We start from the raw sequence: 23,286 nt of genomic DNA, 5'->3' as shown, positions 1-23,286 counted from the left end.
GATGTATCCATCCAGCCGGACCCAACCTATTGCTTCCCACGAAACCGTTCGTCCCCATGCCTCGGAGGACTCCCACGGCCTGAAACCGGGGAACGTGTCCGTCGGTGGCCCGTTCCCGTCCGCTCCGCGCCCAGGTCGGTTTCCAGGGCCCGGGGCGGAAACCACAATGTTCCGTTAACGAGGAGCCCTGAGGCCGCTACGGAAGGGGCGCGAGCCGTAGGTACTGGTACACGGTCTCCCGGCTGATGCCGTAATCACGGGCGAGGACGGATTTCGGAACGCCGCCAGCGGCGCGCTGGACCAGTTCGGCAGCGCGTTCCGGTGTGAGGGTTTTCTACCGCCCTTAGTAGGCGCCGCGCTGCTTGGCCAGGGCGATGCCTTCGCGCTGGCGTTCCCTGATGAGGGCGCGTTCGAATTCGGCGAAGGCGCCCATGACCGAGAGCATGAGGTTGGCCATGGGGGAGTCCCCACCTGTAAAGACCAGGCCCTCTTTGACGAACTCCACCCGCACGCATTTACGGGTGAGGCCTTGGACCAGGGCGCGGAGGTCATCGAGGTTCCTGGCGAGGCGGTCCATGCTGTGCACCACGACAGTGTCCCCGTCGCGGGCAATCCCTAGCAGCTCCGTCAGCTGGGGTCTGGTGGTGTCCCTGCCGGATGCAATGTCGGTGAAGACCCGGTCGAGGACCAGCCCGTCGAGCTGGCGCTTCCCGTTCTGATCCAGCGTGCTCCCGCCCACGTACCCAATCCGCAGACCAGCCACCGTTGCCTCCAACACTCTTACATGTGGGATTGAGTTTTAGGGCCTTCCCGGACGAACGTCAAGAGTTGCAGGTCCTGCGCGTCAGGTTGGGGTGTACCGCAACCTGATGCCCCATCGGGGCCTAAACGCTTGGCATGGACGAGTTTCGGGCCACGGAAAACCGGAAGCGGTTGTCCCGCATCTCGCGCTAAGGCGGATATGAGTCCCCGGAGGTTCTCTATGATGCGCCGACTGGATACTCGGTCATGCTTTAGCCAAAGCGCGGACCCGTCAGCCATAACGTCATCCACGCGACCTTGGTCAGTCACTCTTCCTCCTCTGGTTGCGTCTAGGTGTTGATCCTTGAGCCTGGACCAGTCATCGATGGGTTCCCATGAGGCAGGCTCATCGCCGGCGTCCGCTGCCTTGGTTGAGTTGCTTGCTGACATGTCAAATAAGGAGCCTCCAACCAGGCTGTGTTGCTGGTCGGAGGCTCTTTATCTGTTATTCCCCGATCGATTAGACATATCAATATCGCCGCTGGTACTCCATAACTCCTCAGGGGGATGCTTTCTAGGTCCCGTTTGGCAGTGGAGGCCAATCCAAGGTGACGCCGAAGGTTCATCGATGTCGACAACCCGTCCGGCTACTGACGCCTCGTCTGTACAGGAGCACCGGCAGTTGGGGCTCCAGGCGCGAAGACCTTTTAGGCGATTTCGTTTCAAACACGGGGCTATTTTATGAAACCGAAGTGGACGAGCTGACCGTACTGATCGGTCTCCGTTAGAAAGCGCGGAGGATGTCTTCGACGCGTTGTTTTGCGTCGCCGAAGAGCATCTGGGAGTTTTCCCGGAAGAACAAGGGGTTTTGTACGCCTGCGTAGCCGGCGGCCATGGAGCGTTTGAACACGACGACGTTGTCCGCTTCCCATACGCGGAGGACGGGCATCCCTGCGATGGGGCTTCCTGGGTCTTCGGCTGCGGCGGGGTTGACGGTGTCGTTGGCGCCGATGACGAGGACGACGGAGGTTTCCTCAAGGTCTTCGTTGATCTCGTCCATTTCCAAGACGATGTCGTAGGGGACTTTGGCTTCGGCCAGGAGCACGTTCATGTGTCCTGGCAGGCGACCGGCGACCGGGTGGATCCCGAACCGGACGTTCACCCCGCGTTCGCGCAGTTTGTGGGCAAGCTCGGCGACGGGGTACTGGGCTTGCGCGACCGCCATGCCGTACCCGGGGGTGATCACGACCGTGGAAGCGTTGGTGAGGAGTTCTGCGGTTTCCTGTGCGGTGATTTCCCGGTGCTCTCCGTAGTCCGCGTCCTTGTTTGCCGATGTCGTGATGCCGAAGCCGCCGGCGATGACGGAAATGAAGGACCTGTTCATGGCCTTGCACATGATGTAGGAAAGGTAGGCGCCCGAGGAGCCGACGAGCGCGCCGGTGATTATGAGAAGGTCATTGTTGAGCAGGAAACCTGCGGCCGCTGCGGCCCAGCCGGAGTAGCTGTTGAGCATGGACACGACGACGGGCATGTCTCCGCCGCCGATGGAAGCTACCAGATGCCAACCCAGTCCGAGGGCCAATAGAGTGACGGCGACCAGCAGCCACAGCTGTGTGTCGTTGACGTACCAGACTGTGAGGGCGACGAAAGCGATGAGAGCGGCGAGGTTGATCGCGTTCTTTCCCGGCAGGGTGAGCGGCGCGGATTTCATCCTGGCGGACAGTTTGAGGAAGGCGACGATCGATCCCGTGAAGGTGACGGCCCCGATGAAGACTCCGATGAAGACTTCGGCGTGGTGGACCGCCAGGAGGGATTCGGGCAGGTGTGGTTCTTCTAAGTGGCCGTTCCAGCCGACCAAGACGGCGGCGAGGCCGACGAAGCTGTGCAGCAGTGCGATGAGCTCGGGCATGCCGGTCATTTCCACGACGCGTGCGCGCCACAAGCCGATGGCGCCGCCGATCAGTACGGCAACGACGAGAAAGACCACTCCGGTGAGGGTCTGTTCTCCTCCCCAGGCTTTTTGCAGGGTGAGCCAGATGGTGGCGGCCAGGGCGACGATCATGCCGGAGATACCGTAGATCACGCCCCCGCGTGCCTTCTCATGTTGGCTCAAACCGGCGAGGCTGAGGATGAACAGCAGGCCGGCGACGATGTAGGCCGCTCCCGCAATGGAGTCGGCGGTCAACGGACCGGAGACGGTATCAAACACGGTTGAACTCCTCGTTGATGCTCAGGGTGCTTTGCAGGTGATGTTCACGCACGCGCTTTGTCTCCGCGTGAGAACATCGCGAGCATGCGACGGGTGACGGCGAAACCGCCGAAGATGTTGATGCTGGCCAGCAGGATCGCGACCGCAGCGCAGATCTGCATGATGATGTTGTCGGATGTGACCTGGAGCAGGGCGCCAACGACGATGATTCCCGAGATGGCGTTGGTGACGGACATCAGCGGGGTGTGCAGGGCGTGATGCACTTTGCCGATGACGTAGAAGCCCACCACGACCGATAGCACCAATACTGTGAAGTGCTGCGGCAGGGGCGCCGGAGCAACGGCACTGATGCCGAAGAGAGCCGCGATTCCCGCGGCAACGCGCACTGCTTTGGCGGCGGGACTGATTCCCTTCCTGCTCGCAGCTTTGTCGCCCAAGGTTTCGGCGGCCTGCGTGCTCGCGGCTTTTGCCGGTGCTGCTGAGACCTGGACTGGAGGCGGCGGCCAGGTCTTCGCGCCGTTCCGTACCACGGTGACCGATCGCTGGACCACGTCGTCGAAATCGATTCTCAGCTGGCCGTCCTTGTCCGGTGTCAGAAGCTTGAGCAGGTTCAGCATGTTCGTCGCGTACAGCTGCGAGGCCTGGGCGGGAAGCCGCGCGGGTAGGTCTGTATATCCGAGGATCACAACCCCGTTGTCCGTGACCACGCGTTCCCCGGCGACGGAACCTTCCACATTCCCGCCTTGACCGGCGGCCATGTCAACGATCACGCTGCCAGGTTTCATGCTTTCGACATCCTCGGCAGTGATCAGCTTCGGAGCCGGACGGCCGGGGATGAGTGCGGTAGTGATGATGATGTCCACGTCGCGGGCCTGCTCGGAGTAAATCTCCGCAGCGCGCCGGTTGTAGGCCTCGCTGGTGGCTTTGGCATACCCGTCCGAAGACTTCATCACCTCGTCCACTTCAACCTTCAGGTATTCTCCGCCGATCGACTTGACTTGGTCCGCGACCTCTGGCCGCGGATCGGTCGCACGCACGATGGCACCCAAGCTGCTGGCGGCACCGATGGCTGATAAGCCTGCAACACCCGCTCCAGCAATAAGGACCTTCGCAGGTGGCACCTTGCCCGCCGCGGTCACCTGGCCGGTGAAGAACCTGCCAAACTCGTGCGCGGCCTCGATTACCGCCCGGTACCCGGCAATGTTGGCCATGGAACTAAGCACGTCCATCGACTGCGCCCGGGATATGCGCGGCACAGCATCCAGGGCGAGCGCCGTGATGGAACGCATGGCCAGGGCCTCGACCAGCTCCGGGCGCAAGCCCGGGCTCAGCGAACCAATCAGCGTCGCACCATCGGCCAGCCGGCCGATCTCCTCCTCAGTGGGCGGATTAATCCGCAGCACGACTTCACTGCCCCACGCCTCGTCGGCACCCGCAACCAAGGCGCCCGCTTCGACATATGCAGAGTCGGGGAAGGAGGCAGACTCCCCGGCACCCTTCTCGACTACGACGTCGTAGCCTAACGCCGCCAGCTGCGTCACTGTGCTGGGCGTGGCTGCGACCCTCGTTTCCTGTCCTAGTTCCGCCACTATTCCTATACGTGTCACGTTTGCTCTCTTCTTTGTTGTGTAACGCGTCCAGGCCAAACTGCTCCTGGGACCGCCGATAGTTGCTGAATTCCGCAGCGAAACTGAGCAGACGATGCAGCTAGGTGCCCTTCTACCTTGAGTCGGATGAAGGGATGCCCATGGGTCATCCTCCAGTTGATGGTCTGTCGGCCACGGCTACGAGCGACGTCTCGTCGCCAGCAAGCCATGGACAGTATCCCATATTACGGGATAACATTCATAGATACGGACATGTTGACACTGGGTGACCATTGAGAACCAAACGCTTCCCAATTGGTGAGCCAGGGGCCGTGTGACGCTTGACACGGAACGCGGCGGCGGCTAGCTTCATTTATGAATACGCACAGACGTTCGTATTTAGGTACAGATTTAGAAGGGCCAAGTTCGTCGAATCTTGGACGGGCCGCCCGCAACCCGAGTGGCCGAGTCAATGGGCTGCCGGAGCTATCCCAATCTGCAACGAGGCAGCACTCACAGGACAGGAGTATTGATGTCGCTAATTGTCATAGGAGAACTGGGATGTCCCGCCCCCACCTCGACCAGGTCTACCGCGCCGCATGAGTTGCGCACTGAACGGCCCAACTGCCGAGCGGCTCACAGGTTACAAGGGCACGCGATTCAAATCCGATATTCGCCTGGCCGGCTGAATGCCCTGGATGTCGCTCCTTAGATTTCGAAGTCCAGACGTTTGGACGCCGAACCCGGACGGCAGGCATACGCTCAGCTCGGACCTAACCACCTCATTCTTTCCGCACCACACTCACCTTCAGGACTAACAATGGACAAACCCTCAACCGAAGCCGGATCTGGCTTCCCAGCGACCTCCGATCAGAACCGGGCCGAGAACCGCAAGATGCGGCGCGTTGCGACGGCCAGCTTCATGGGAACGATGATCGAAGGCTACGATTTCGTCATCTACGGCACGGCGGCTGCCTTGGTTTTCCCGCATATTTTCTTCCCTGCACTGGGTGAAAGTGCGGGGACGATAGCTTCCCTCGCTACCTTTGGTGCAGCCTTCGTGGCGCGCCCGCTTGGCAGTATAGTTTTTGGTCACCTCGGTGACCGGCTTGGGCGCAAAAACACGCTTGTTGCCACATTGCTATTGATGGGCATCGGCACGTTCTTGATGGGCATCTTGCCATCAGCTGCGCAAATCGGAGTGGCAGCACCGGTTATCCTGGTGATCTTGCGAATTGTCCAGGGAATCTCAGTAGGAGGCGAGTGGGCGGGCGCAACGCTGTTCGTATCCGAGCACGCGCCTAAAGAAAAGCGCGGACTATGGGGCATCGCTCCGCAGCTTGGAGCGACGGTGCCCAACATCCTGGGTAGCGCTACATTCCTCTTGACCAGCGCGCTGATGAGCCAGGACGAATTCGTCAGCTACGGATGGCGTATTCCGTTCCTTGCCAGCGGCCTGCTTGTCATCGTTGGTCTCTACCTTCGGCTGAAGGTCGAAGAAACGCCGGTTTTCAAGAAAGAACACGACCGTGGCTCAAGCCGCGTTCCATTCGTGGAGGCATTCAAGAAGCAGCCCGGTGCAATCCTCCGCGGGGCAGGAGCCATTTTGATGGTGTTCTCCTTCGCCTACTTCTCCAGCACGTACTTGATCAGCTACGCCAGCCACACGTTGAAGCTTTCCAGTACCACGATTCTTGTAATCGGCATCCTCAGCGGAGCGGCCTACTCCCTCGGGGTTCCGGTCAGCGCCATCCTGTCCGACCGTATCGGTCGGAAGAAGGTCATCGGCGGGGCCAACATCATTGCGGCAGTTTGGGCGCTGGCCATTTTCGCGATTCTTGATCTGGGCACGGTCACCGCATTCGCGGTCACGGCCTGCGTGACGTTCTTCATCGCAGGGCTTGCCTATGGTCCTATCGGGGCCTTCTTGCCTGAGCAGTTTCACACGCGCTACCGGTACACCGCGACTGGCTTTGCCTACAACCTCGCCGGCGTCGTTGGAGGCGGTCTTGGGCCGGTTATCGCTGCGGGCCTGACCCAATCAATTGGTGGATTCGCTTTTGGAGTATACGTATCCGTGCTCTGCCTGATAGCCGCTGCGTGCACTTTCTCGCTTCGTGAAACAAGCAACACGGAACTCGACTGGACAGAGGAAGCGGTCCTCAAGAAGCACAAGGTTGTCTCGGGCCACTAATAGCCCCAGGCTTCACTCACGCCGTAACGGAATAGGCAGTCCTGCTTCATCGCGGGACTGCCTATTCACCCATCAATGTGCGCACGATCCTGGCTTTTTCGTCCAGGCAAAACTAACGATAGGAACCCAATGCTAACAATCGTCAGAGACAGGCTCACGACCGGCACCTCGGAACAGGTCAACGGGCCGGTCACGGGCGAGATCTGGCGCGATATTCTCCACCAGAAAGATGGAACCAGTGCCAGCAAGAACTTCTTTACACCGTGTGCCCGGACTCATTGGCACAGCCATGAGGGCGGCCAGCTGCTGATCGTCGAAGCGGGTGAGGGCTTCGTTGCGACCGAAGAAGAAGTTGTTCGAATGGGAGTCGGTGACATCGTCTGGACGCCAGCCAATGTCCGCCATTGGCACGGCGGATCACATGACCGCTCGATGCTCCACCTTGCCTTCTCGTTCGGTGACGTGAACTGGCAGGAAGCAGTGTCGAACGAGACATATGAAGCGGCTCGATCCGCTAAGTGACCGACTGATTCGTACAGTTTCAAAATTGGTTCGGTTGAGGTAGCGATGAAGACCCAGGCGGACCAGATTGAAAGTAAGTGAAGTGAAGACTTTGAACGCAAGCATCAAACTGGACTTTCCCGTGCACACGGATGACGGCACGGCTGCCACGTTCGCCGGACACCTGTACAGGGCTGAAGGACGCCGCCGCGGCATCCTTCAGGTTCTGGTTCATGGCGTTACCTATGATCACCGGTACTGGGACGCGGGACGGATCAACGGTATGGACTACTCCTATGCTGGATATATGACAGCGCGGGGTTATGACATCCTCGCCATTGATCTACCAGGTACTGGGGCAAGCACCCGACCTGACGGAGACTCAGTCTCCTTCGATTATGTCGCCAGCGCCCTGGCGCAGGGGGTAACCAGGGTCCGGGAATTTCTGGGGGGCCATGACCTCGTCGCGCTCGTCGGACATTCCATGGGTACTTATCTGCTCGTCCACACGCAGGCCAGGTGGCCGGTCGCCGATTTTTTCGTGAGTACCGGGACGGGGTACAGCTCTGCTGATCTGCCTTCGCCGCACGGTCCGGGTACTCGGGAGAGGGCCCTCTTGGAACCCTATTCGACACTGGCACCCGCAGACCGGGCACGTGTCTTTTACTACCCCCCAGCGACCGATCCCGAGGTCATAGCGTACGACAACTCAACGCTGCGCACGTCCATACCGCGGCGGATTTGGAAAGACAGCATCCGATATCGCGCTGATCCAGAAGAAGCCGGCCTGATGAAACTGACATGCCCAGTACTCATTCAGTTGGGCGAGCATGACCCGGTCTTGCCCGGACGCTTCCTGGAGACCGAACGTCAACAGTGGCCCCTGAACAGCCTCGTCCTCACCGACCAGGTCGAAGGGATGGGCCATTCCCTGAATCTGCACCGAAATCCCGAGCGCGGGTGGACGTCCATAGATAAGTTTCTTCAGAACTGATCGGCGGCTGAACATGGTCATCTGCGGAGCGACTTGGTCCAGCATGCTGTGCCAAGCCGTTGCACTTTGACTCCACCTCGAATCTCGCATGTGCCACTTGCGAATCACCTCTCGAGGCTTGTGCGTGGATTGCGGTCGGAAACTAAATTTCATTCAAAATGATGAATGTATGATCGTTATTCGGTACACTTTGGACAGTTGGTCGCTACAATCACAGTTCATCACAAGTGAGCTGTCGGCTGGATTCTGGACTGGCCACTTGCACTGTCGTTACCTGCCGGCACGCCGGCAGAGAGTACGGAAACTTGGTTTCGCGAGCACTTTGCCTGCTGGAACGCAACACCGATGAGAGGATCAAAATGAGCACTGGATATATCGGCCTCGGCGACATGGGAGGCGCGCTTGCAAGTCGATTGCAGAGTCAGCGCCAGATCAGTGTCTACGACATGAACGAGAGTGCCGTTTCGGCCTTGGTTTCCCAGGGAGCCGTCGCCTGTGGAAGCCTCGCCGAATTGGGGCGGACATGTACGACCGTGTTCTTGTGCCTGCCGACTTCGCAGCACGTCCGTACTGTCATCTTCGGCAGCGGCGGGTTGGTCGAGACGCTGGCGCCGGGTTCCCTCATCATCGATCAAACGTCCGGTGATCCTGAGGCGACAAGGGCAATGGCTCAGGACTTGGAAAAATACCAGATAGTGCTTGTCGACGCGCCAGTCAGTGGCGGTGCGCCGGCCGCTTTGGCCGGCACAATCTCCATCATGCTGGGCGCAGACGACCAGGTTGTTGAGCGAGCCGTAGAAGTGCTTGAATCGATCAGCTCAACGATTACTCATATTGGAGGAGTCGGAACGGGCCACACAATTAAGTTGATCAATAACCTTCTGTCGTGCTCGCAGCGCTGGCTCTCACTGGAGGCGCTGGCCATCGCCACGAAAAACGGCATCGATCCCGAAGCTGCGTTGAAGGTGTTGCTGGCCGGCGGCGGACGAAATGCATATCTTGAGCAGCAGGGAAGTAAAGTTCTTGCCGGAGACCGCGACAGGGGATTCAGCTTGGGACTGGCCCATAAGGATCTGAAACTCGCATGTGCTCTCGGTGCGGCGAGTGGTGTTCCGACCTTTTTCGGTAGCCTAAGCCGAGAGCTTTACCAGACGGGAATCGCATTGCTTGGCCGCGATAGCCACGTGGAAACGATAGCCACGGTCGTCGAAAGGCTTGCCGACGTAGAGCTCACCTCCAACCGGTCCGGCGCCAAGGTATAACCTGAGGCCGACACGGGCCCGTGCTTCCGGCCGGCTGTAGCGGAAAATGCAATGAGAACTGGCCGGTAACCGGATTATCGCTGGGGGGGGGCTGCCGCGCGATAAGCAGCCCCCTTTTGGGTTCAGCCCCTGCATTGGCAATTTTGGAGGGTCACGCAACCGTCGGCACGGCACGCCACCCGGCCTTGGTAGGGCACCTCGGCTGCCAAGACTGGTCGCGGGATGCTGCAGGTGATCATCCTCGCTGGCGGCCACCAATATTCGTAAACTACCTGCCATCGTTCCTAAAACGTCACTGCTGCAGCTTGCAGCCAGCGGCGGGATGCTAAGCCTTCGGCGCGCCAGGAGTCCCTGGCACACTCATAACACCCGTCATGGTGTCCTCGCATTGTCGCGGTTCATCATGGCCGGAGGCACGAACCAGTTCCTGGAATTCTCGTTCCTGCCGGGGGCGTTCCTTGGCCTCGCCGGACGACTTCAACGCCCAGCTCGCCGTGTGGCTTCCCAAGGCCAACTGCCAGCTGGCCCGCCGGGCCGGTGCCCTGCCAACGGATCGGATCATTCAGGACAGTGCGGCAATGCATGGACTGTCGCCCCGCCCGTGACCGGATTTCGCAGCAAGGGTCCGGCTCCTGCGGGATTACTACGTCCGGATGGGATCAATCGACTACTCCGTCCACCCGCAGGCGTTTGGCAGGTTCGTTGAGGACATCGCGGACCTGGGGCACTGGGATCACTGTGGACGGCAGGAGCATCGGGGACCATGCCCGGTCCTGGTGCGCCGGCTTGCAGAAGGCCTTCCAGGCCCGGCACCCGTCGAGTCCGCTGGAGTGCGGGACCTGGGCGACTATGACCGGGCCTTGGGCGGTGTCCTCGATGACGGGCAGGTCGCCGCCTGATGCCTGAAACCAAGGAAATCGCCGGGCAGGTCCGGGATGGTGAGTCGGCGCATCAGGAATACCTCGCCGCAGTCCTCTCCCGTGTTCGCCCGGGCCGAGGCGCGCGCACGTACCGCCGGGTTCCCGGCCTGCAAATCGCTCGAGACTTTCGGCTTCGACCGCCCGTCCGGCCCCACATGCGACCACCCCGCGCACCTGGCCACCGGCGCGTTCCTCACCGGAGCGTCCGACAACGTCCTACTCGGCGCACCCGGAAGCTGCAAACAGACCTTGCCGCCGGACAAGGACTCAGGCCACCCATCTCGCCCTAAAGGCGTCCACCTCCGGCGCGGCGTTCCGGTAGAGGGCTTCCTTCCTGCCCCACGTAGGCAGAACCTGGCGGCGGATGAGCACGAATCCTGGTCGCATCAAGCAGCAACTCGCGGTTAGGCATCGAGTCAGGCAGAGGGAGTTCCTGACATGGGTCTACAGTGGCGAAGCGCAGCCCAGATACCACAGCCGGCAGCCACCATGAAGACGCCCGCCCCTATCAGGGCCGCCTCCGTCGAAAAGTGGTCAGCTACAAGGCCCAACACAACTGCAGCAGGTGGACGGAACCCGGCGGCTGCTAGTGTCCACAACGCCATCACGCGGCCCAGCATTTCGGGTGGGGACCCAAGCTGAACTGCAATACTAAAGGCTGTGAAGCCCGCCACCATTCCAGCCCCACCCAAAACAAGCACTCCCGCGGCGAATGCAAGTGTGCCACCCAGCGGGGCAACTGTGACCGCAGCCCCCAGGAAGATCATTGCCAGGCAGCCTTGGACACCGGCTGTTCCCCGCCTTTCAGCCATACGATGGATAACGACGCCGATTAAACCGCCGAGACCGAATGCGGCGGTCAGTACCCCACCTCCGCTACTGGATTCCCCGAGACTGCTGGCAACGACCGGGGAGAGTGTCACGGCAGCCTCCGAACCGGCGCCTATAGCAGCCACTCCAAGTAGGCAGACGAGCACAGGCTTGTTAGTCCAGACGAATTTCAGAGCATTCAGTATGCGATGATCGTCTGCTGCCGAGAAGTCTTGGACAAGACTGCGTTGGATGAAGCGGAAGCAAGGTATCACCAGGAGCGTTATGAGACCCACGACCAGGGTTGCAGGGACCGGGCCCCAGGTGCTGACTGCCAGTGCGCCCAGCGCGGGGCCAGCTGTGCGCGCCAGCGTCATGGGGACAAAATTCAAACCGACGGCGGCACGCAGCTCCTCAGCGCTAACGAGTAGGGGAACAATCGACTGCTGAGCAGGGGATGAGAGCGCCAGGCCGACGCCGAAAATTAGCGAGGAGACCACGAGGGCCATTGCACCAACGTCGGCGCCGACGTCCGAGAAGACGAACCAGAGTGACAATGCGAGGCTTGCAACGCCGGAGATCAATGACCCCGTGACGAGCTGGCGGACCGGCCCGTGCTGGTCCGAAAGCCTGCCGCTAAGGAGGGCTAACCCTAATTGCGGAAGCATAACAGCGGCTCCAACTATACCCACCCACGCGGCGGACTCCGTGAGCCTGAAGGCCAGGATCGCGCTGATCATGATGAACGCCCATACTGCTGTCTGCATCACGAGTTTTGCCCAGAAGACAAGGCCGAAAGTGGGGTCAAACATGAGTTTTAGAGAGCTTCTTGGCCGCGATTGAGAGGAATGGATGTCGGTGACTTCGTTATGCATACGGCCCCTGTGTTCGTAAATACGAATTATTGTACGAAATATTGATTCTAGCACCTAGGCTGCAGGCGGCCCCTGGGAACGCCGTGCCCCATGCGCAGCAGTTCTGAACAGTCGTATGTTGCGCTTGCGGCCAATCCGTAACGGCCAGGCGCCCTGCCAAGGTTCGTGAAGTCGACCGGGGGACCCTGGGGAGGTGGCCGACGCTGGGAGTCCAAAAGTGGTCGAGACCCGCCATAATCAGCGGAGGCTGCATCCGTAGCGTGACCTAATTGGCGACGGCAATTCCGGGAGTCCAAGGCTCTGCATCAAAGGGCTGGTTTTCAGCTTTGGAACCACTGGGGGCCGGCGTGGTTTGCCGCAGTCGCACTGGCTGGCTGTATGTCCTCGCCCAGGAATCCTGAACTACTCGTGTCATGTCTGGCGCACCGCATGCGACTCAACGGCGAGGGGCCCTGTGCCCCCGGTTCCGCCAGGACGGACAGATGGCGGGCCGTGTATGGGTCGGCGCGTTAACCCGGCGCCGACCCGGCTAGGCGCAACCTGAGGTTGCTGGCGCCTGCAGCCAAGTCGCGAGCGTTCTTGATGCCGGTGGTGGACGATAGCTTTTTGGCCATCATCTCCGCAGGGCGTCGGCCCGCCCTTGTATGATCCTCGAAGTGCAAAAGCCCGCAGCCGTCCAGCTGGTGGGCAGAAGTGTCTCACCACACATTTCGTGACTCTTTGCAATCCATGGGGACTCTGGATGACCGACTCAGTGAGGACCTTATTGCGCGGCAATAAGGACCTGCACGAACAGCGGGCGTCGACTTAGTGACTAACCAAAAGAACCTGAAAGCTTCTCGGCCGTGCGTCGCACCGAGTCGGCAATCTCATCCATGCGGTCAGCCATGCGGGAACCAAGGCCTGAAACCCCGATGGCCAAGCTAATCTCCATGCCCGGTATCAGAATCGGGCTGGCCACACCATAGAGCGCCGGATCCATTTCGCCCATATTGTAGGCAACTCTATTGGCACGGACAGCCTCCAGCTCCGCATCGATACGTGTCCGCTCAGCGGCATCCTTGTGCGCACGATTGAGATATCGCTCCCGCTTTGCGGGCTCCATGAAGGCCAAGAAAACCTTGCCGCTACTCCCGGGCCACATTGGACGCCGTTGGTGGACCGGAGGCGAGGCTCGGATCATCTGCTTCGGTTCGACCTTCGCCAGGTGAATTACCGATTCTCCCGCAAGGGTCGCCAAGGTTGCCGTCTCGTTCCAAGTGGCCGAAAGTTCTTCGAGGGCATGGCGGTAGGGAGCAGAGACGTCTCCGCTGCCGATGGACAACATCGCAACGGCCGGGCCGGTGAAGTAGCGGCCCTGGTGCTCGCGAAAGTAGCCGGTTGCGGCGAGGCCTTTGGCGAGCCCATGGATTGAGGACTTGGGCGCACCCACCAGGTCGGCAAGGTCTGCCAGCCGGAGGCCTCCAGGCTCGCTCGCTATCACCACTTCCAGAAGGGCCATCACGCGGCTCACGGTGCGATGCTCTGGGGATCTGGTCGACGTTACTTCGTCCACTGGAGTCGTCATGGGATGGACACCTTCTTGTTGGGCGATGGGCTAGTCTCATGATAGCAGCGTGCGGCATATCGAACAGTATGATGGCAGCACGAACGCACCCTCTGCTTCGCCCAGCCTTATTCAGCCGCGCGGACCGCGCCCATCGAGCCTCCGTGGCCATGCGGCGCCGTTCGGTCCATGATCCAAGGGTGGCCATTAGGGGCAACGCGGCACCGCCACCTTTCGGCGGACGCATAGGAACACGCCGTACTCGAAATCAGGATCATGAGGCTACGCCTTGCGCTGCAGCCGGCCAGAGGGGCTGTTTTGGTGACACCGGATTTTTGGAAAGCCGTACCCGGAACCTGCTCAACACGCAGAGAATATGTTCGTATCTACGAATCACTGTACATACATACGAACGGTTGCTACGATTAGTTCAATTCGGCGGTTCCAGTACACGCGGCTTGAGATCCGGCTTTGACGGCAACTGGGTCCAGGAGCGCGGTCTAGAGCTGCACTATCCCTGCGGGGTTGAGACGCGGAGCTGGTTTACCAGTGCGTTCGAGAGCCTTGACCGGGGCAAAACGAAAAGTTGAGACGAAAGCTTGAGTAACCAGATGACCTTTGCGCGAACTTACGATTCCCTGTTCATCAACGGAGAATGGGTGAAGCCCTCGGGCGCTGAGCGGATAGAAATAGTTTCCCCTGCAACTGAGGCCGCTATTGGATCCGTCTCCGCGGCTGCAGTCGAAGACGTGAATTCCGCCGTTAAGGCGGCCCGGGGCGCATTCGACAACGGGCCGTGGCCTCGTATGTCACCTGCCGAGCGGGGTGACGTCCTTCGGCGCGTGCGGGACGCGATCGCGGAGCGGCGCGAAGATTTTGCCCAGCTGATCACGGATGAAATGGGCAGTCCCATCACGCAGTCGAGGGCAATCCAGGTGGGTACACCGCTCGCATTGCTCGATTCGTATATCGAACTGGCAGAAACATTCCCGTTCCGGGACATCCGCACCAGCCCATCCGGCAGCGCGCTGGTCACTCGGGAACCAGTCGGAGTGGTCGCGGCGGTTGTGCCGTGGAACGTACCTCTAACCGTTGCCGTCATCAAGCTGGCGCCCGCGTTGCTGGTCGGCTGCACAGTAGTACTCAAGCCTTCCCCCGAAACCTCTTTGACCACGTTGGCCTTGGCGCAGCTCTTCGAACAGGCGGGATTACCCAAGGGCGTACTGAATGTTTTGCCCGCAGGCCGGGAAGTCAGCGAATACCTCGTTGGACACCCCGGGCTGGACAAGGTGACTTTCACGGGGTCAACAGCAGCAGGACGCCGGATAGCCTCTATCTGCGGCCAGCAGCTCACCCGGGTGACCTTGGAGCTGGGTGGAAAATCGGCCGCATTGATCCTTGACGATGCGGACCTGGACCAGACAGTTGAATCGTTGCGCCTCGGCGCCCTGCGCAACAGCGGTCAAGTATGCAGCCTGAAGACACGGCTCCTGATCTCTCGCCGCCGTCACGACGAATTTATCGACCGTTTGGGTGACCTCGTCGCATCTATGCCCGTGGGTGACCCCCATGACCCCGCCACACAGATTGGACCAATGGTCACCGCTCGCCAGCGCGACAATGTCCAAAACTACATCGAAATTGGCGCGCAAGAGGGCGCGAAGCCAATCATCGGCGGAGGACGCACCCCCCACGAGAAGGGATGGTTTGTCGATCCCACCGTGTTCACAGACGTCACTCCCGACATGAGAATCGCCCTCGAAGAAGTCTTCGGTCCCGTTCTCGCAGTGCTCCCTTACGACAACGAGGAAATGGCGGTAGAACTGGCCAACCACTCGCAGTATGGACTGAACGGCGCCGTCTTCACCACCGATCTCGACCATGGATTGGCCATCGCCTCACGCATCCGAACGGGCACCGTTGAAATCAATGGGAACCCACCAGGCTTCCATGCACCTGTCGGTGGGTTCAAGGCCAGCGGCATCGGAAGAGAAGCCGGCCACGAGGGCTTCGAAGCGTACGTCGAACCAAAGTCATACGGCCTTCCGTACGACTTCGCAGTCGCGCAGCGAGAAAAGTAAACCTAAGCGCCGCGATCAATTAAGCCGAAAATGTCTGGGCCGAAGGCCCATGGACCACAAACCAAACGAACTGGCAATAATTCCGGGCCCCGGGCACCGTTTCCGGCATGCCCGGTCCTGAAATCAATCGAAGGGAAATACAGTGTCACCTACGAACATCGAAAAATATGGGGCTTTTGCCACGAACACAGTAATCGCGCCTCCGCCGGTTGAAGTTGTAGACGAAGCAAAGAGGATCCTGCTCGACGCGCTCGGCTGCGGTTTGGCCGCCACCTCCAGCGAGTACGGCCGGGTCGGCGTTGAGTACGGCAAGATCCTGGGTGCAAACGGAGATGAAGCGACAATCATCGGTCAGCGAGACCGGACATCTGTCCATGGCGCCGCCTTCGCCAACGCTGAACTCATCTCGGCACTCGATCTCGCCCCCATCAACCTCCCTGCGCACGTCGCACCGTACATCCTGCCGATTACCCTTGCCCTCGGCGAAAGCAGGCACCTGTCCGGCGCGCGTCTGCTGTCCGCCATGTCGGTCTGCCTGGAAATGTGTTTCCGCCTCTCAAAGTCCATGGACGACCTGCGGGATGTTTCGGAGGATGGAAAGCCCGCCACGCCGCGGGTGTTCGGATACGCGAGCATGGTCTTCGGTCTGACGGCAGCGGCATCGATGATGAAAGACTTGCCGGAAAACGCGACCGTTGAAGCGTTGGGTATCGCCGGTAGCACCTCGCCGGTTAACTCGCTGCGGCCGTGGCAGATGCACATCCCCAACACGACCATCAAGTACGGCCTGGGCGGCGGAGTTGTGACCACGGCGCTCACAGCGGCCTACCTGGCAGAGCTCGGCCACCGGGGCAACAAGCTGATGCTCGATGATCCTGAATTCGGCTACCCCAGCCTGGTCGCGAGCAAGCGTTGGGATCCTTCAGGACTCACCGACAAGCTCGGTGTCGATTGGCGCTTCCCCACGGCAACCTCGTTCAAGCCCTACACCCAGACGCGGACCACGCACGCGACTCTCGACGCACTCATTCAGACCATCCATGACAACGACATCAAGGTAGAGGAGATCGACTCCATCGTCGCCTACGGCGAGGCGTGGTCGGCCAAGGTTCCGGTCTACGCGGAAACCGTAATCAGCAAGCCTTACGACGCGCAGTTCAGCTTCAAACATGGCGTCGCCGTCGCCGCACACGGGATCCGCCCGGGCAAGGACTGGCAGGACCCTGCCGTTGTGTTCAGCGACTCCGTTCTGAACCTCATGTCCCGCGTCGACTGGCGGGGAAATCCCAACTGGGGTAGTGCCGTCAAGGGCGACCCCCTGGCCCGGCCGGCCCGGGTTGAGGTGTCCGCGCGGGGCAAGACCTTCGTCGGTGAGCGTTCGTACCCCAAGGGCAGCACGTCTCCGGATCCTTCGACCTACACCACGACAGAAGAGCTGCTGGTCAAATTCCGCCACAATGCCGATGGTGTCCTCAGCCCTGAAGCAACAGATTCTGTCATCGAAACGGTCCTGGGCCTGGACAAGGTCGAGGATGTCTCAACCCTTACGGCTCTCTTGCGGCCTGAGTTGACTACTACTCGATAACAGTCGTCACTTGCCCCATCCACGCGCTAGTCCCGGACACAAAATGGTGCGGTTCGTGCAGGTGGCCGGCTCCGTAGTCGCTGTACAGGACTCCGGCGAGATCGTACCGGCCACGCGTTCGCGGAGGTCGGCGACATAGCCGGCACGTAGTTTTGGCCGCGACCGCGAAGTCCTCCCCAGCCTGGCCCTGACTGACCGGGTGGCCAGGCTGGGGAGGACGGTCTGGCCCCGCGCTTCCGGGAGAAGAGGATGAGTGTTCGACAAGTCACTCTTGACAGGACTAAATAAATCCTGCAATGTGAGACTTCGTTAGAACGATTTGGAACAATGACGCCGGTAGGGACCGGTGCCGTTCCCATACTTTTCCTCAAAGGGGAGGCAAATTGACTGCAAACTCGAGTACCGAAGAATCCGCGGACCCGGAGTCCTTTGGCGGTGACACAATCCCTAAGACAGACCGCCCGATGCTGAGGCGGATCACCGTCTCGGCAACGACTGGTTCACTGATCGAGTATTTCGATCTGGCGGTCTACGGATCGTTCGCGGCCCTGATGGCCAAGGTCTTCTTCCCGGCTGGAGACGCCACCACCGGTCTGCTGAACACCTTCGCCGTGTTCGCCTTGGCGTTCGTGGCCCGGCCGATCGGCGGCCTGTTCTGGGGGCCCTTGGGCGACCGGATCGGCCGGAAACGCACGCTGGTCGCGATTATCGTCCTAATGGCCATCGCCACAGCGGGGGTCGGCGTACTGCCCAGCTATGCCTCGGCGGGTATCTGGGCTCCGATCCTGCTCGTCGTGCTGCGCTTCGTCCAGGGCATTTCTGCCGGCGGTGAGTTCCCGGGCGCGGCCACTTTCGTTGGAGAACACAGCGGACACGAACGACGGGGCCTCCAGACTAGTTTCCTGATGTGGGGGGTGACTTTCGGTCAGATCGTCGGCCTGCTCGTCGCCACCCTGATGTTCACGGTGCTCTCAGCTGACGACATGCTGAGTTGGGGTTGGCGTCTGCCGTTCCTGCTCGGTCTTCCGCTGGGCGCTGTGGGCCTCTACATCCGTTCAAGAGTGTCGGAGTCCCCCGAGTTCCGCAAGGTCGAGCAGTCGCTAGTCAAGCTCGAACACCCGCTCAAGGCCATCCTCGGCAATGCGCAGGGCTGGCGTATGCTCGGCAAGGCGTTCCTGTTCTTCCTGCCCTTTGGGTTCACCGGGTACATGCTCGCCACGTACATGCCGGCTTACCTCACCACGAGCCTGCACCTCAACAGCGGGCAGGCCCTGCTGGCAGTGGCGGCCGCGGTGATCGTCGCAATGGTCGTACAGCCAGTCGCCGGTCACCTCTCGGACCGCTTCGGCCGCCGTCCGGTGCTGTTCTCGGCCTGCGTGATCGAGATTGCTCTGGCCTTCCCCGCGTTCGCCCTGCTGCAGAGCGGACACGGAAGCGGAGGGGTCCTCGTCCCGGCCCTGGGGCTGATACTGCTTGGGATCCTGCACGGCGCTGTCACCGGCCAGGCGACTGCGCCGGCCCTCGAAGCCTTCCCCACGAGGTACCGCTACTCCGGGTTCGCCCTCGCGCTCGGCATCATTTCGGCCTTCTTCGGCGGCCCGACACCCTATATCGCCACCTGGCTGGTCTCGGTGACAGGCAGCGGATACGCCCCGGCCTGGCTGCTCATCGCCTCGGCCGTGCCGTCGCTCATCGCGTGCTTCTTCATGAAGGAGACCGCCAAGCGACCGCTGGACGCCTAAAGAAGACAAGAGAATGCCAGCTTTGAAAATGCCATCTTGATCAGAACGTTGAGCGTTTCCGATCGTTCTTCGATCGCGTCGGTGAGATGGCCGCGACTTTCATTTTGAATCCAAAATGACTTATTCGCCCAGTTCTCCCGAAGACCATCGAACCTAAGATTACGAGCTCTTGGCGTATATGCCGCCTCCATGCCGGCCGATCCGCAAGTCGGTCCAACCGGATGCGGTGCCGAGATTCAATGCGGAAGGAATACGGGAGCCCAATGCGTGGAACCACCGACCCTCACATCGAGGAGGCCGTTGCGGCCACTATTCAGCAGGCAAGCTGGAACAGCTTGCCTGCTGAAGCGAAAGACCAGACTGTTCGGGCACTCATGTGGTGGACGGCCACAGCGCTTGAGGGGGTCACTGATCCAGATCAACGTCGACTGATGCGCTACGCGGCCTCGCGTCGTGCAGAACCGGAGGCGACAGTACTCGGTACTGCTTTACAAACTTCGGCGGAATTGGCTGCATTGCTCCACGGGCGTGCTGCAAAAACCTGGGAACACGAGGATAAGTACTGGGCCGACGAGAGCATCGGGCCGGGTGTGGCCTACTGCGTCATTTCGGCAGCCGTGGCTGCCGCGGAAGCTCGCAGCCCGGTGACCGGGCAGGACTTGGGCGCTGCCGTCGCCTGCGGCGTTGATCTCGTGGTGCGTATGTCTCGCCTGCTCGGAATGAAATTCACGGTTGGACACTCAACGCAACATCCGTCATTCATACTCGGCACATATGGCGCTGCCGCCGCAGCTGGCAGGATCTTCGGACTTGACCAAGAACGCCTCGTCAACGCGCTTGGCCTTGCCCACGAACATGCCTCCGGCAGCTTTCAGACCCAGATAGAGGGTCGAGGCGTCGCTCTGCAAGGAGGCCTTGCTGCTCGTAGCGGTATTGAGTCGGCGCGGTTGGCGGAAGTGGGAATGCAGGGTCCACGCGCGTCGATCACTGGAAAAGCCGGGTTGTACGCCACGCACTATCCGCACATCGAGGTTTCCGTCGATGAACTGCTCGACGGGCTTGGGAGCGGCTCGCTCATCACTGAAGTGGCGTACAAGGCGTATCCATGCGGAGTAGCCGCGCATCCCGCGCTCGACGCCGTGCGCAGCATCCGTGAACGCGTTGATTTATCGCAAGTCGACTCCATTTCCGTCAAGGGTCCGGAGACCCTGTTGATAATGGCCGAACCGGTGGAGTTAAGGCGATCGCCTCAGACGCCTGTCCAAGCACAGTTCAGCATCCCCTGGGCAGTCAGCGCCGCACTGCGCGACGGAAACGTCACGATTGACCACTACACAGCTGCAGCACTGTCCGATCCTCAACTGCGGGCGTTGGCCGAACGCACCACCGTGCTGATGTCCCCGCAGGCGAAGGGGACCGCGGTTGAGATACGGCTGCGCGACGGATCAATGGTGTGCTCGGAACCGGTTGTCTTCGCTGCCGGTCACCCGAACAACCCACTCAGCACAGACGAGATCTCGCTCGTATTCCTTGAAGCGGCAAACCGCGCCGGTGTCGACGAAGGACAGGCGCGGCGGGCCCTACGTTTGTTGGATGACCTCGAATCCGTAACCGACGTGCGAGAGTTCACGCGGCTGCTGACAGTGTCGCATGTGGACCGCCGATTGCAAGCCCCGTCCCTTGCAGGGCTGGAGCACTGAGCACGTCTGCCCTGCCGTGCAACCCAATACAGAAAGAAGGACCGAGTATGCAAGCGTCAGACTCGCATGTCGGAAGGCATAAGACCGTGGCAGTCGTGTTGGTACACGGCGCCTACCACGGGGCGTGGTGCTGGGAGGAGGTGGAACCGCCCCTGACCCGCAGAGGGTGGGACGTGTCGGCGATCGATCTTCCCATGACCTCGCTGAGTGCCGACGGCGACACCGTCCGCGCCGCTGTCCGCAGCGCGCGCAAAAGAGCCGATGCGGTCTTACTCGTCGGGCACAGCTACGGCGGATTCCCGATTTCACAGGGCGGTCACGAGGCCGATCACCTCGCATTTGTCGCAGCCGCCGTGCCCGACGCCGGTGATTGCGTCGAGTCATTGGCTCCCCGAAGCGGTGTCCCTCACCTCGCCGATGCCGTGATTCGGTCGCCGGACGGGCTCTCCACTAGTATCAATCCGGACCATGCCGGGACGATCTTTTACCATCGATGCCACCCCGACCAAATCGCCAAGGCAGTCGCACGACTACGACCGAGGGGCGTCCGGACACTGGACGAACGCATTGGTCATCCAGCATGGAAGGACATTCCTTCAAGCTATCTTGTCAGCAGCGATGATCGCAGCTCGAGTCCCGGCTACCAGCTGGAACGGGCGAAGCTCATTGGAGACTACGCGGTCTTGGATACGGACCATTCACCGTTCTACTCAGCCACGACAGCGCTAGTGGAGTGGCTCGATGCTCTGGCCTCTCGGCTGGCAAGTTCATCCACGGACGACGAGTAGCCCACGGTCGCTTTTCAGCCCTGACGGCAACCGGCGGTAGGGCTCTGCCCGAGCACGTTCCCGGCGTCCCGCCAGGACGCCGGGCGCGTTACCGGCGGGGCATGTCGAGGAAGTGTTACCTTGTCGACGAAATGCCTTCGTGGCCGGCGATCCAGGCGCCGTTGTCTTTCCTGACTAGCCTCGGCTTCATGAGCCGATGATCCCAGGTTGCGTGTTTAAGGAAAGGAAGGGTGCTCTGAGGGCCGGGGAAAATAGTGGTTGTCGAGACCGTTACGCTGCCGAGCGAAGGAGCACCCTTCGGGTGCCTGATATTAGCCGTACCTTTCCATCCCTACCGGTTTCTTTCACCCGCCCTCACTCGATTTCAGCGGTGGCACGAACGTCCTGACGGAATTCCTTCACGCCCTGGACTTCGACTGCTCTGCAAGACAGGCCCCTGTTCGGCGGTCGGTTCCGAAAGCGGATCAAGACCCTGAAAACAACGGGCCGGGCAAACTTCCGTTCGACTTGACCGTCAACCACCTTGGGCCAACACCGCCGACGTGGGCAGCGACCTCGTCTCCTGGCTGCACATCCGCACTGCCAGGACGGCCACCACGCCAAACTGGGATATTAGAGCCCGGCGCTTCCGGCTGTTCGCCACCGTCGGGAGAAATCATCACCCCGCCCAGACGAAAGCACCTGCTGCTTTCCCAAGGACGCCCGGGAGAGCACTCATCGCCTGGATCCTGGATGCAGTGACACACCTGCACGGCCGCCGTCCCGACCTAAGAAGCAACCACCACGCCCTGACCCGACCAACAGAACCCACCGAGCAACGCCAGCTGTGGAACCCGCGCGGGAGAAATGGAACTTGTCCCCGACGCCTACAACGACTTCATCCTCATGATCCTCGGCGAAGAACTGCTGACTCTCTTGGCTCTCGTCCTGTTTTCGGTCCTCGGCATCGCCGTTTTCAAGATCATCGCCCGGACCGAGGTCACGCTTGCCCGCATCGTCTCCTCCAGCGTGATGATAACGATGGATCATCGGCCAGGCTGTGATGGCCATCGTGATCTCTTCCCTGGCCGGCGTCGGCATGATCCTGGCCGTCACCCGCCCCCAGCCTGTTCAGGCTGCCCGACAAAAGAGGCAGCGGCTGGCAGCGCCGGCAGGTCGGGTACGGTCCTAATCCTGTGCGGCCGCCGCGCTGGCCTTGGCGGCCGCAGCGGGGGCGGCGCCCGTGCCGTCCACGGCAGGCATCGCGACAACGGCAACCACGGTGAGTACAGCACTCACCAACACTGCCAGGAAGACGGCGGCCGACGCCGACACGATTGTCTGCGGATCGGCAACGCCGCCGGGGGCGCCGGCGTAAATCGCGTTGGCCACTGCCCCGAATACGGCGACGCCGATGGAGCTTCCGATCGACCGTGCAAAAAGATTGGTGCCGGTAACTACACCGCGCTCATTCCATTCGACGCTTGACTGGGCGGCAATAAGGCTCGGGCCCGCCACCAGCCCCAGGCCAAGTCCGACGACGAAGCAACCTGCCGCTGCCACCAAAATGTTGGGTGCCGGGGCAGTTAGTGCCAGGACGGCTGTCCCGATGACCGTAACAGTGACGCCGATCAGGGCGGTCCTCCGGAACCCGATCCGCAGGTAGAACCGGCCGGCCTGGGACGCGCTGATCGGCCAGCCGATGGTCAACGCCGCCAAGGCGAGCCCGGCGAAAATCGGGGAGGTCCGGAGGGCTCCTTCGAGGAACGTTGG

15 protein-coding genes and 2 pseudogenes are annotated in these 23,286 nt (G+C 61.0%); 10 read left to right on the top strand and 7 right to left on the bottom strand.

Annotated elements, in window-relative coordinates; translation table 11 throughout:
* Nucleotides 1-196 precede the first annotated feature (196 nt).
* The 3 genes and pseudogenes from ACFQ50_RS18230 to ACFQ50_RS18220 all read right to left on the bottom strand — a co-directional run bounded on the left by ACFQ50_RS18230 (nucleotide 197) and on the right by ACFQ50_RS18220 (nucleotide 4,557).
* Nucleotides 197-763: pseudogene (locus tag ACFQ50_RS18230) on the bottom strand (recombinase family protein).
* Nucleotides 764-1,525: 762 nt separating this feature from the next.
* Nucleotides 1,526-2,950 (bottom strand): Re/Si-specific NAD(P)(+) transhydrogenase subunit beta, encoded by a 1,425-nt coding sequence (pntB, locus tag ACFQ50_RS18225; protein WP_377997050.1) that lies wholly within the window; start codon nucleotides 2,948-2,950, stop codon nucleotides 1,526-1,528.
* A gap of 44 nt (nucleotides 2,951-2,994) precedes the next feature.
* A complete protein-coding gene (locus ACFQ50_RS18220; RefSeq protein WP_377997049.1) occupies nucleotides 2,995-4,557 on the bottom strand; it encodes a Re/Si-specific NAD(P)(+) transhydrogenase subunit alpha in 1,563 nt (520 codons plus the stop codon).
* A 799-nt stretch (nucleotides 4,558-5,356) separates the two neighbouring features.
* Here ACFQ50_RS18220 and ACFQ50_RS18215 point away from each other — a divergent pair.
* The 5 genes and pseudogenes from ACFQ50_RS18215 to ACFQ50_RS18195 all read left to right on the top strand — a co-directional run.
* On the top strand, nucleotides 5,357-6,730 hold the full coding sequence (locus tag ACFQ50_RS18215; protein WP_377997048.1) for an MFS transporter: 1,374 nt from the start codon (nucleotides 5,357-5,359) through the stop codon (nucleotides 6,728-6,730).
* Between the two features lie 129 nt (nucleotides 6,731-6,859).
* Complete coding sequence (locus ACFQ50_RS18210) at nucleotides 6,860-7,252, top strand: cupin domain-containing protein (protein ID WP_377997047.1); 393 nt, start codon at nucleotides 6,860-6,862, stop codon at nucleotides 7,250-7,252.
* Nucleotides 7,253-7,334: 82 nt separating this feature from the next.
* Entirely contained in the window at nucleotides 7,335-8,225 is an 891-nt protein-coding gene (locus ACFQ50_RS18205) for an alpha/beta hydrolase (RefSeq protein ID WP_377997046.1), read from the top strand.
* Nucleotides 8,226-8,584: 359 nt separating this feature from the next.
* Nucleotides 8,585-9,487, top strand: a complete 903-nt coding sequence (locus ACFQ50_RS18200) for an NAD(P)-dependent oxidoreductase (RefSeq protein ID WP_377997045.1) — start codon at nucleotides 8,585-8,587, stop codon at nucleotides 9,485-9,487.
* Nucleotides 9,488-10,116: 629 nt separating this feature from the next.
* Nucleotides 10,117-10,386, top strand: a pseudogene (locus ACFQ50_RS18195) (hypothetical protein); the annotation flags it as partial.
* A gap of 437 nt (nucleotides 10,387-10,823) precedes the next feature.
* On the opposite strand, the gene ACFQ50_RS18190 reads toward ACFQ50_RS18195, so the two are convergent.
* Both ACFQ50_RS18190 and ACFQ50_RS18185 read right to left on the bottom strand, forming a co-directional pair.
* Nucleotides 10,824-12,029 carry an MFS transporter gene (locus ACFQ50_RS18190; protein WP_377997044.1) on the bottom strand — a complete coding sequence of 402 codons (1,206 nt, stop codon included), beginning with the start codon at nucleotides 12,027-12,029 and terminating at the stop codon, nucleotides 10,824-10,826.
* A gap of 877 nt (nucleotides 12,030-12,906) precedes the next feature.
* The gene (locus ACFQ50_RS18185) at nucleotides 12,907-13,659 is read right to left on the bottom strand and encodes an IclR family transcriptional regulator (protein ID WP_377997043.1); all 753 of its coding nucleotides are present in this window, start codon (nucleotides 13,657-13,659) and stop codon (nucleotides 12,907-12,909) included.
* 590 nt (nucleotides 13,660-14,249) lie between these two features.
* Between ACFQ50_RS18185 and ACFQ50_RS18180 the strand changes: the two genes are divergently transcribed.
* The 5 genes from ACFQ50_RS18180 (at nucleotide 14,250) to ACFQ50_RS18160 (ending at nucleotide 21,534) form a co-directional block, all read left to right on the top strand.
* Nucleotides 14,250-15,719, top strand: a complete 1,470-nt coding sequence (locus tag ACFQ50_RS18180) for an aldehyde dehydrogenase (RefSeq protein ID WP_377997042.1) — start codon at nucleotides 14,250-14,252, stop codon at nucleotides 15,717-15,719.
* 142 nt (nucleotides 15,720-15,861) lie between these two features.
* Nucleotides 15,862-17,304, top strand: a complete 1,443-nt coding sequence (locus ACFQ50_RS18175; RefSeq protein ID WP_377997041.1) for an MmgE/PrpD family protein — start codon at nucleotides 15,862-15,864, stop codon at nucleotides 17,302-17,304.
* 383 nt (nucleotides 17,305-17,687) lie between these two features.
* Nucleotides 17,688-19,046 (top strand): MFS transporter, encoded by a 1,359-nt coding sequence (locus ACFQ50_RS18170; RefSeq protein ID WP_377997040.1) that lies wholly within the window; start codon nucleotides 17,688-17,690, stop codon nucleotides 19,044-19,046.
* A gap of 263 nt (nucleotides 19,047-19,309) precedes the next feature.
* Nucleotides 19,310-20,746 carry an MmgE/PrpD family protein gene (locus tag ACFQ50_RS18165; RefSeq protein ID WP_377997039.1) on the top strand — a complete coding sequence of 479 codons (1,437 nt, stop codon included), beginning with the start codon at nucleotides 19,310-19,312 and terminating at the stop codon, nucleotides 20,744-20,746.
* A gap of 47 nt (nucleotides 20,747-20,793) precedes the next feature.
* Nucleotides 20,794-21,534: an alpha/beta fold hydrolase gene (locus ACFQ50_RS18160; protein ID WP_377997038.1), complete on the top strand. Its 741-nt coding sequence runs from the start codon at nucleotides 20,794-20,796 to the stop codon at nucleotides 21,532-21,534.
* Between the two features lie 714 nt (nucleotides 21,535-22,248).
* On the opposite strand, the gene ACFQ50_RS18155 is transcribed toward ACFQ50_RS18160, so the two are convergent.
* Together ACFQ50_RS18155 and ACFQ50_RS18150 are read right to left on the bottom strand one after the other, a co-directional pair.
* Nucleotides 22,249-22,584: a hypothetical protein gene (locus ACFQ50_RS18155; RefSeq protein ID WP_377997037.1), complete on the bottom strand. Its 336-nt coding sequence runs from the start codon at nucleotides 22,582-22,584 to the stop codon at nucleotides 22,249-22,251.
* A 117-nt stretch (nucleotides 22,585-22,701) separates the two neighbouring features.
* On the bottom strand, nucleotides 22,702-23,286 hold a 585-nt coding region (locus ACFQ50_RS18150; RefSeq protein WP_377997036.1), incomplete at its 5' end, for an MFS transporter.

Source organism: Arthrobacter sp. NPDC056493 (assembly GCF_042795115.1).
In the GTDB taxonomy this organism is placed as follows: domain Bacteria; phylum Actinomycetota; class Actinomycetes; order Actinomycetales; family Micrococcaceae; genus Arthrobacter.
This window is presented reverse-complemented; position numbering and strand designations above follow the sequence as displayed.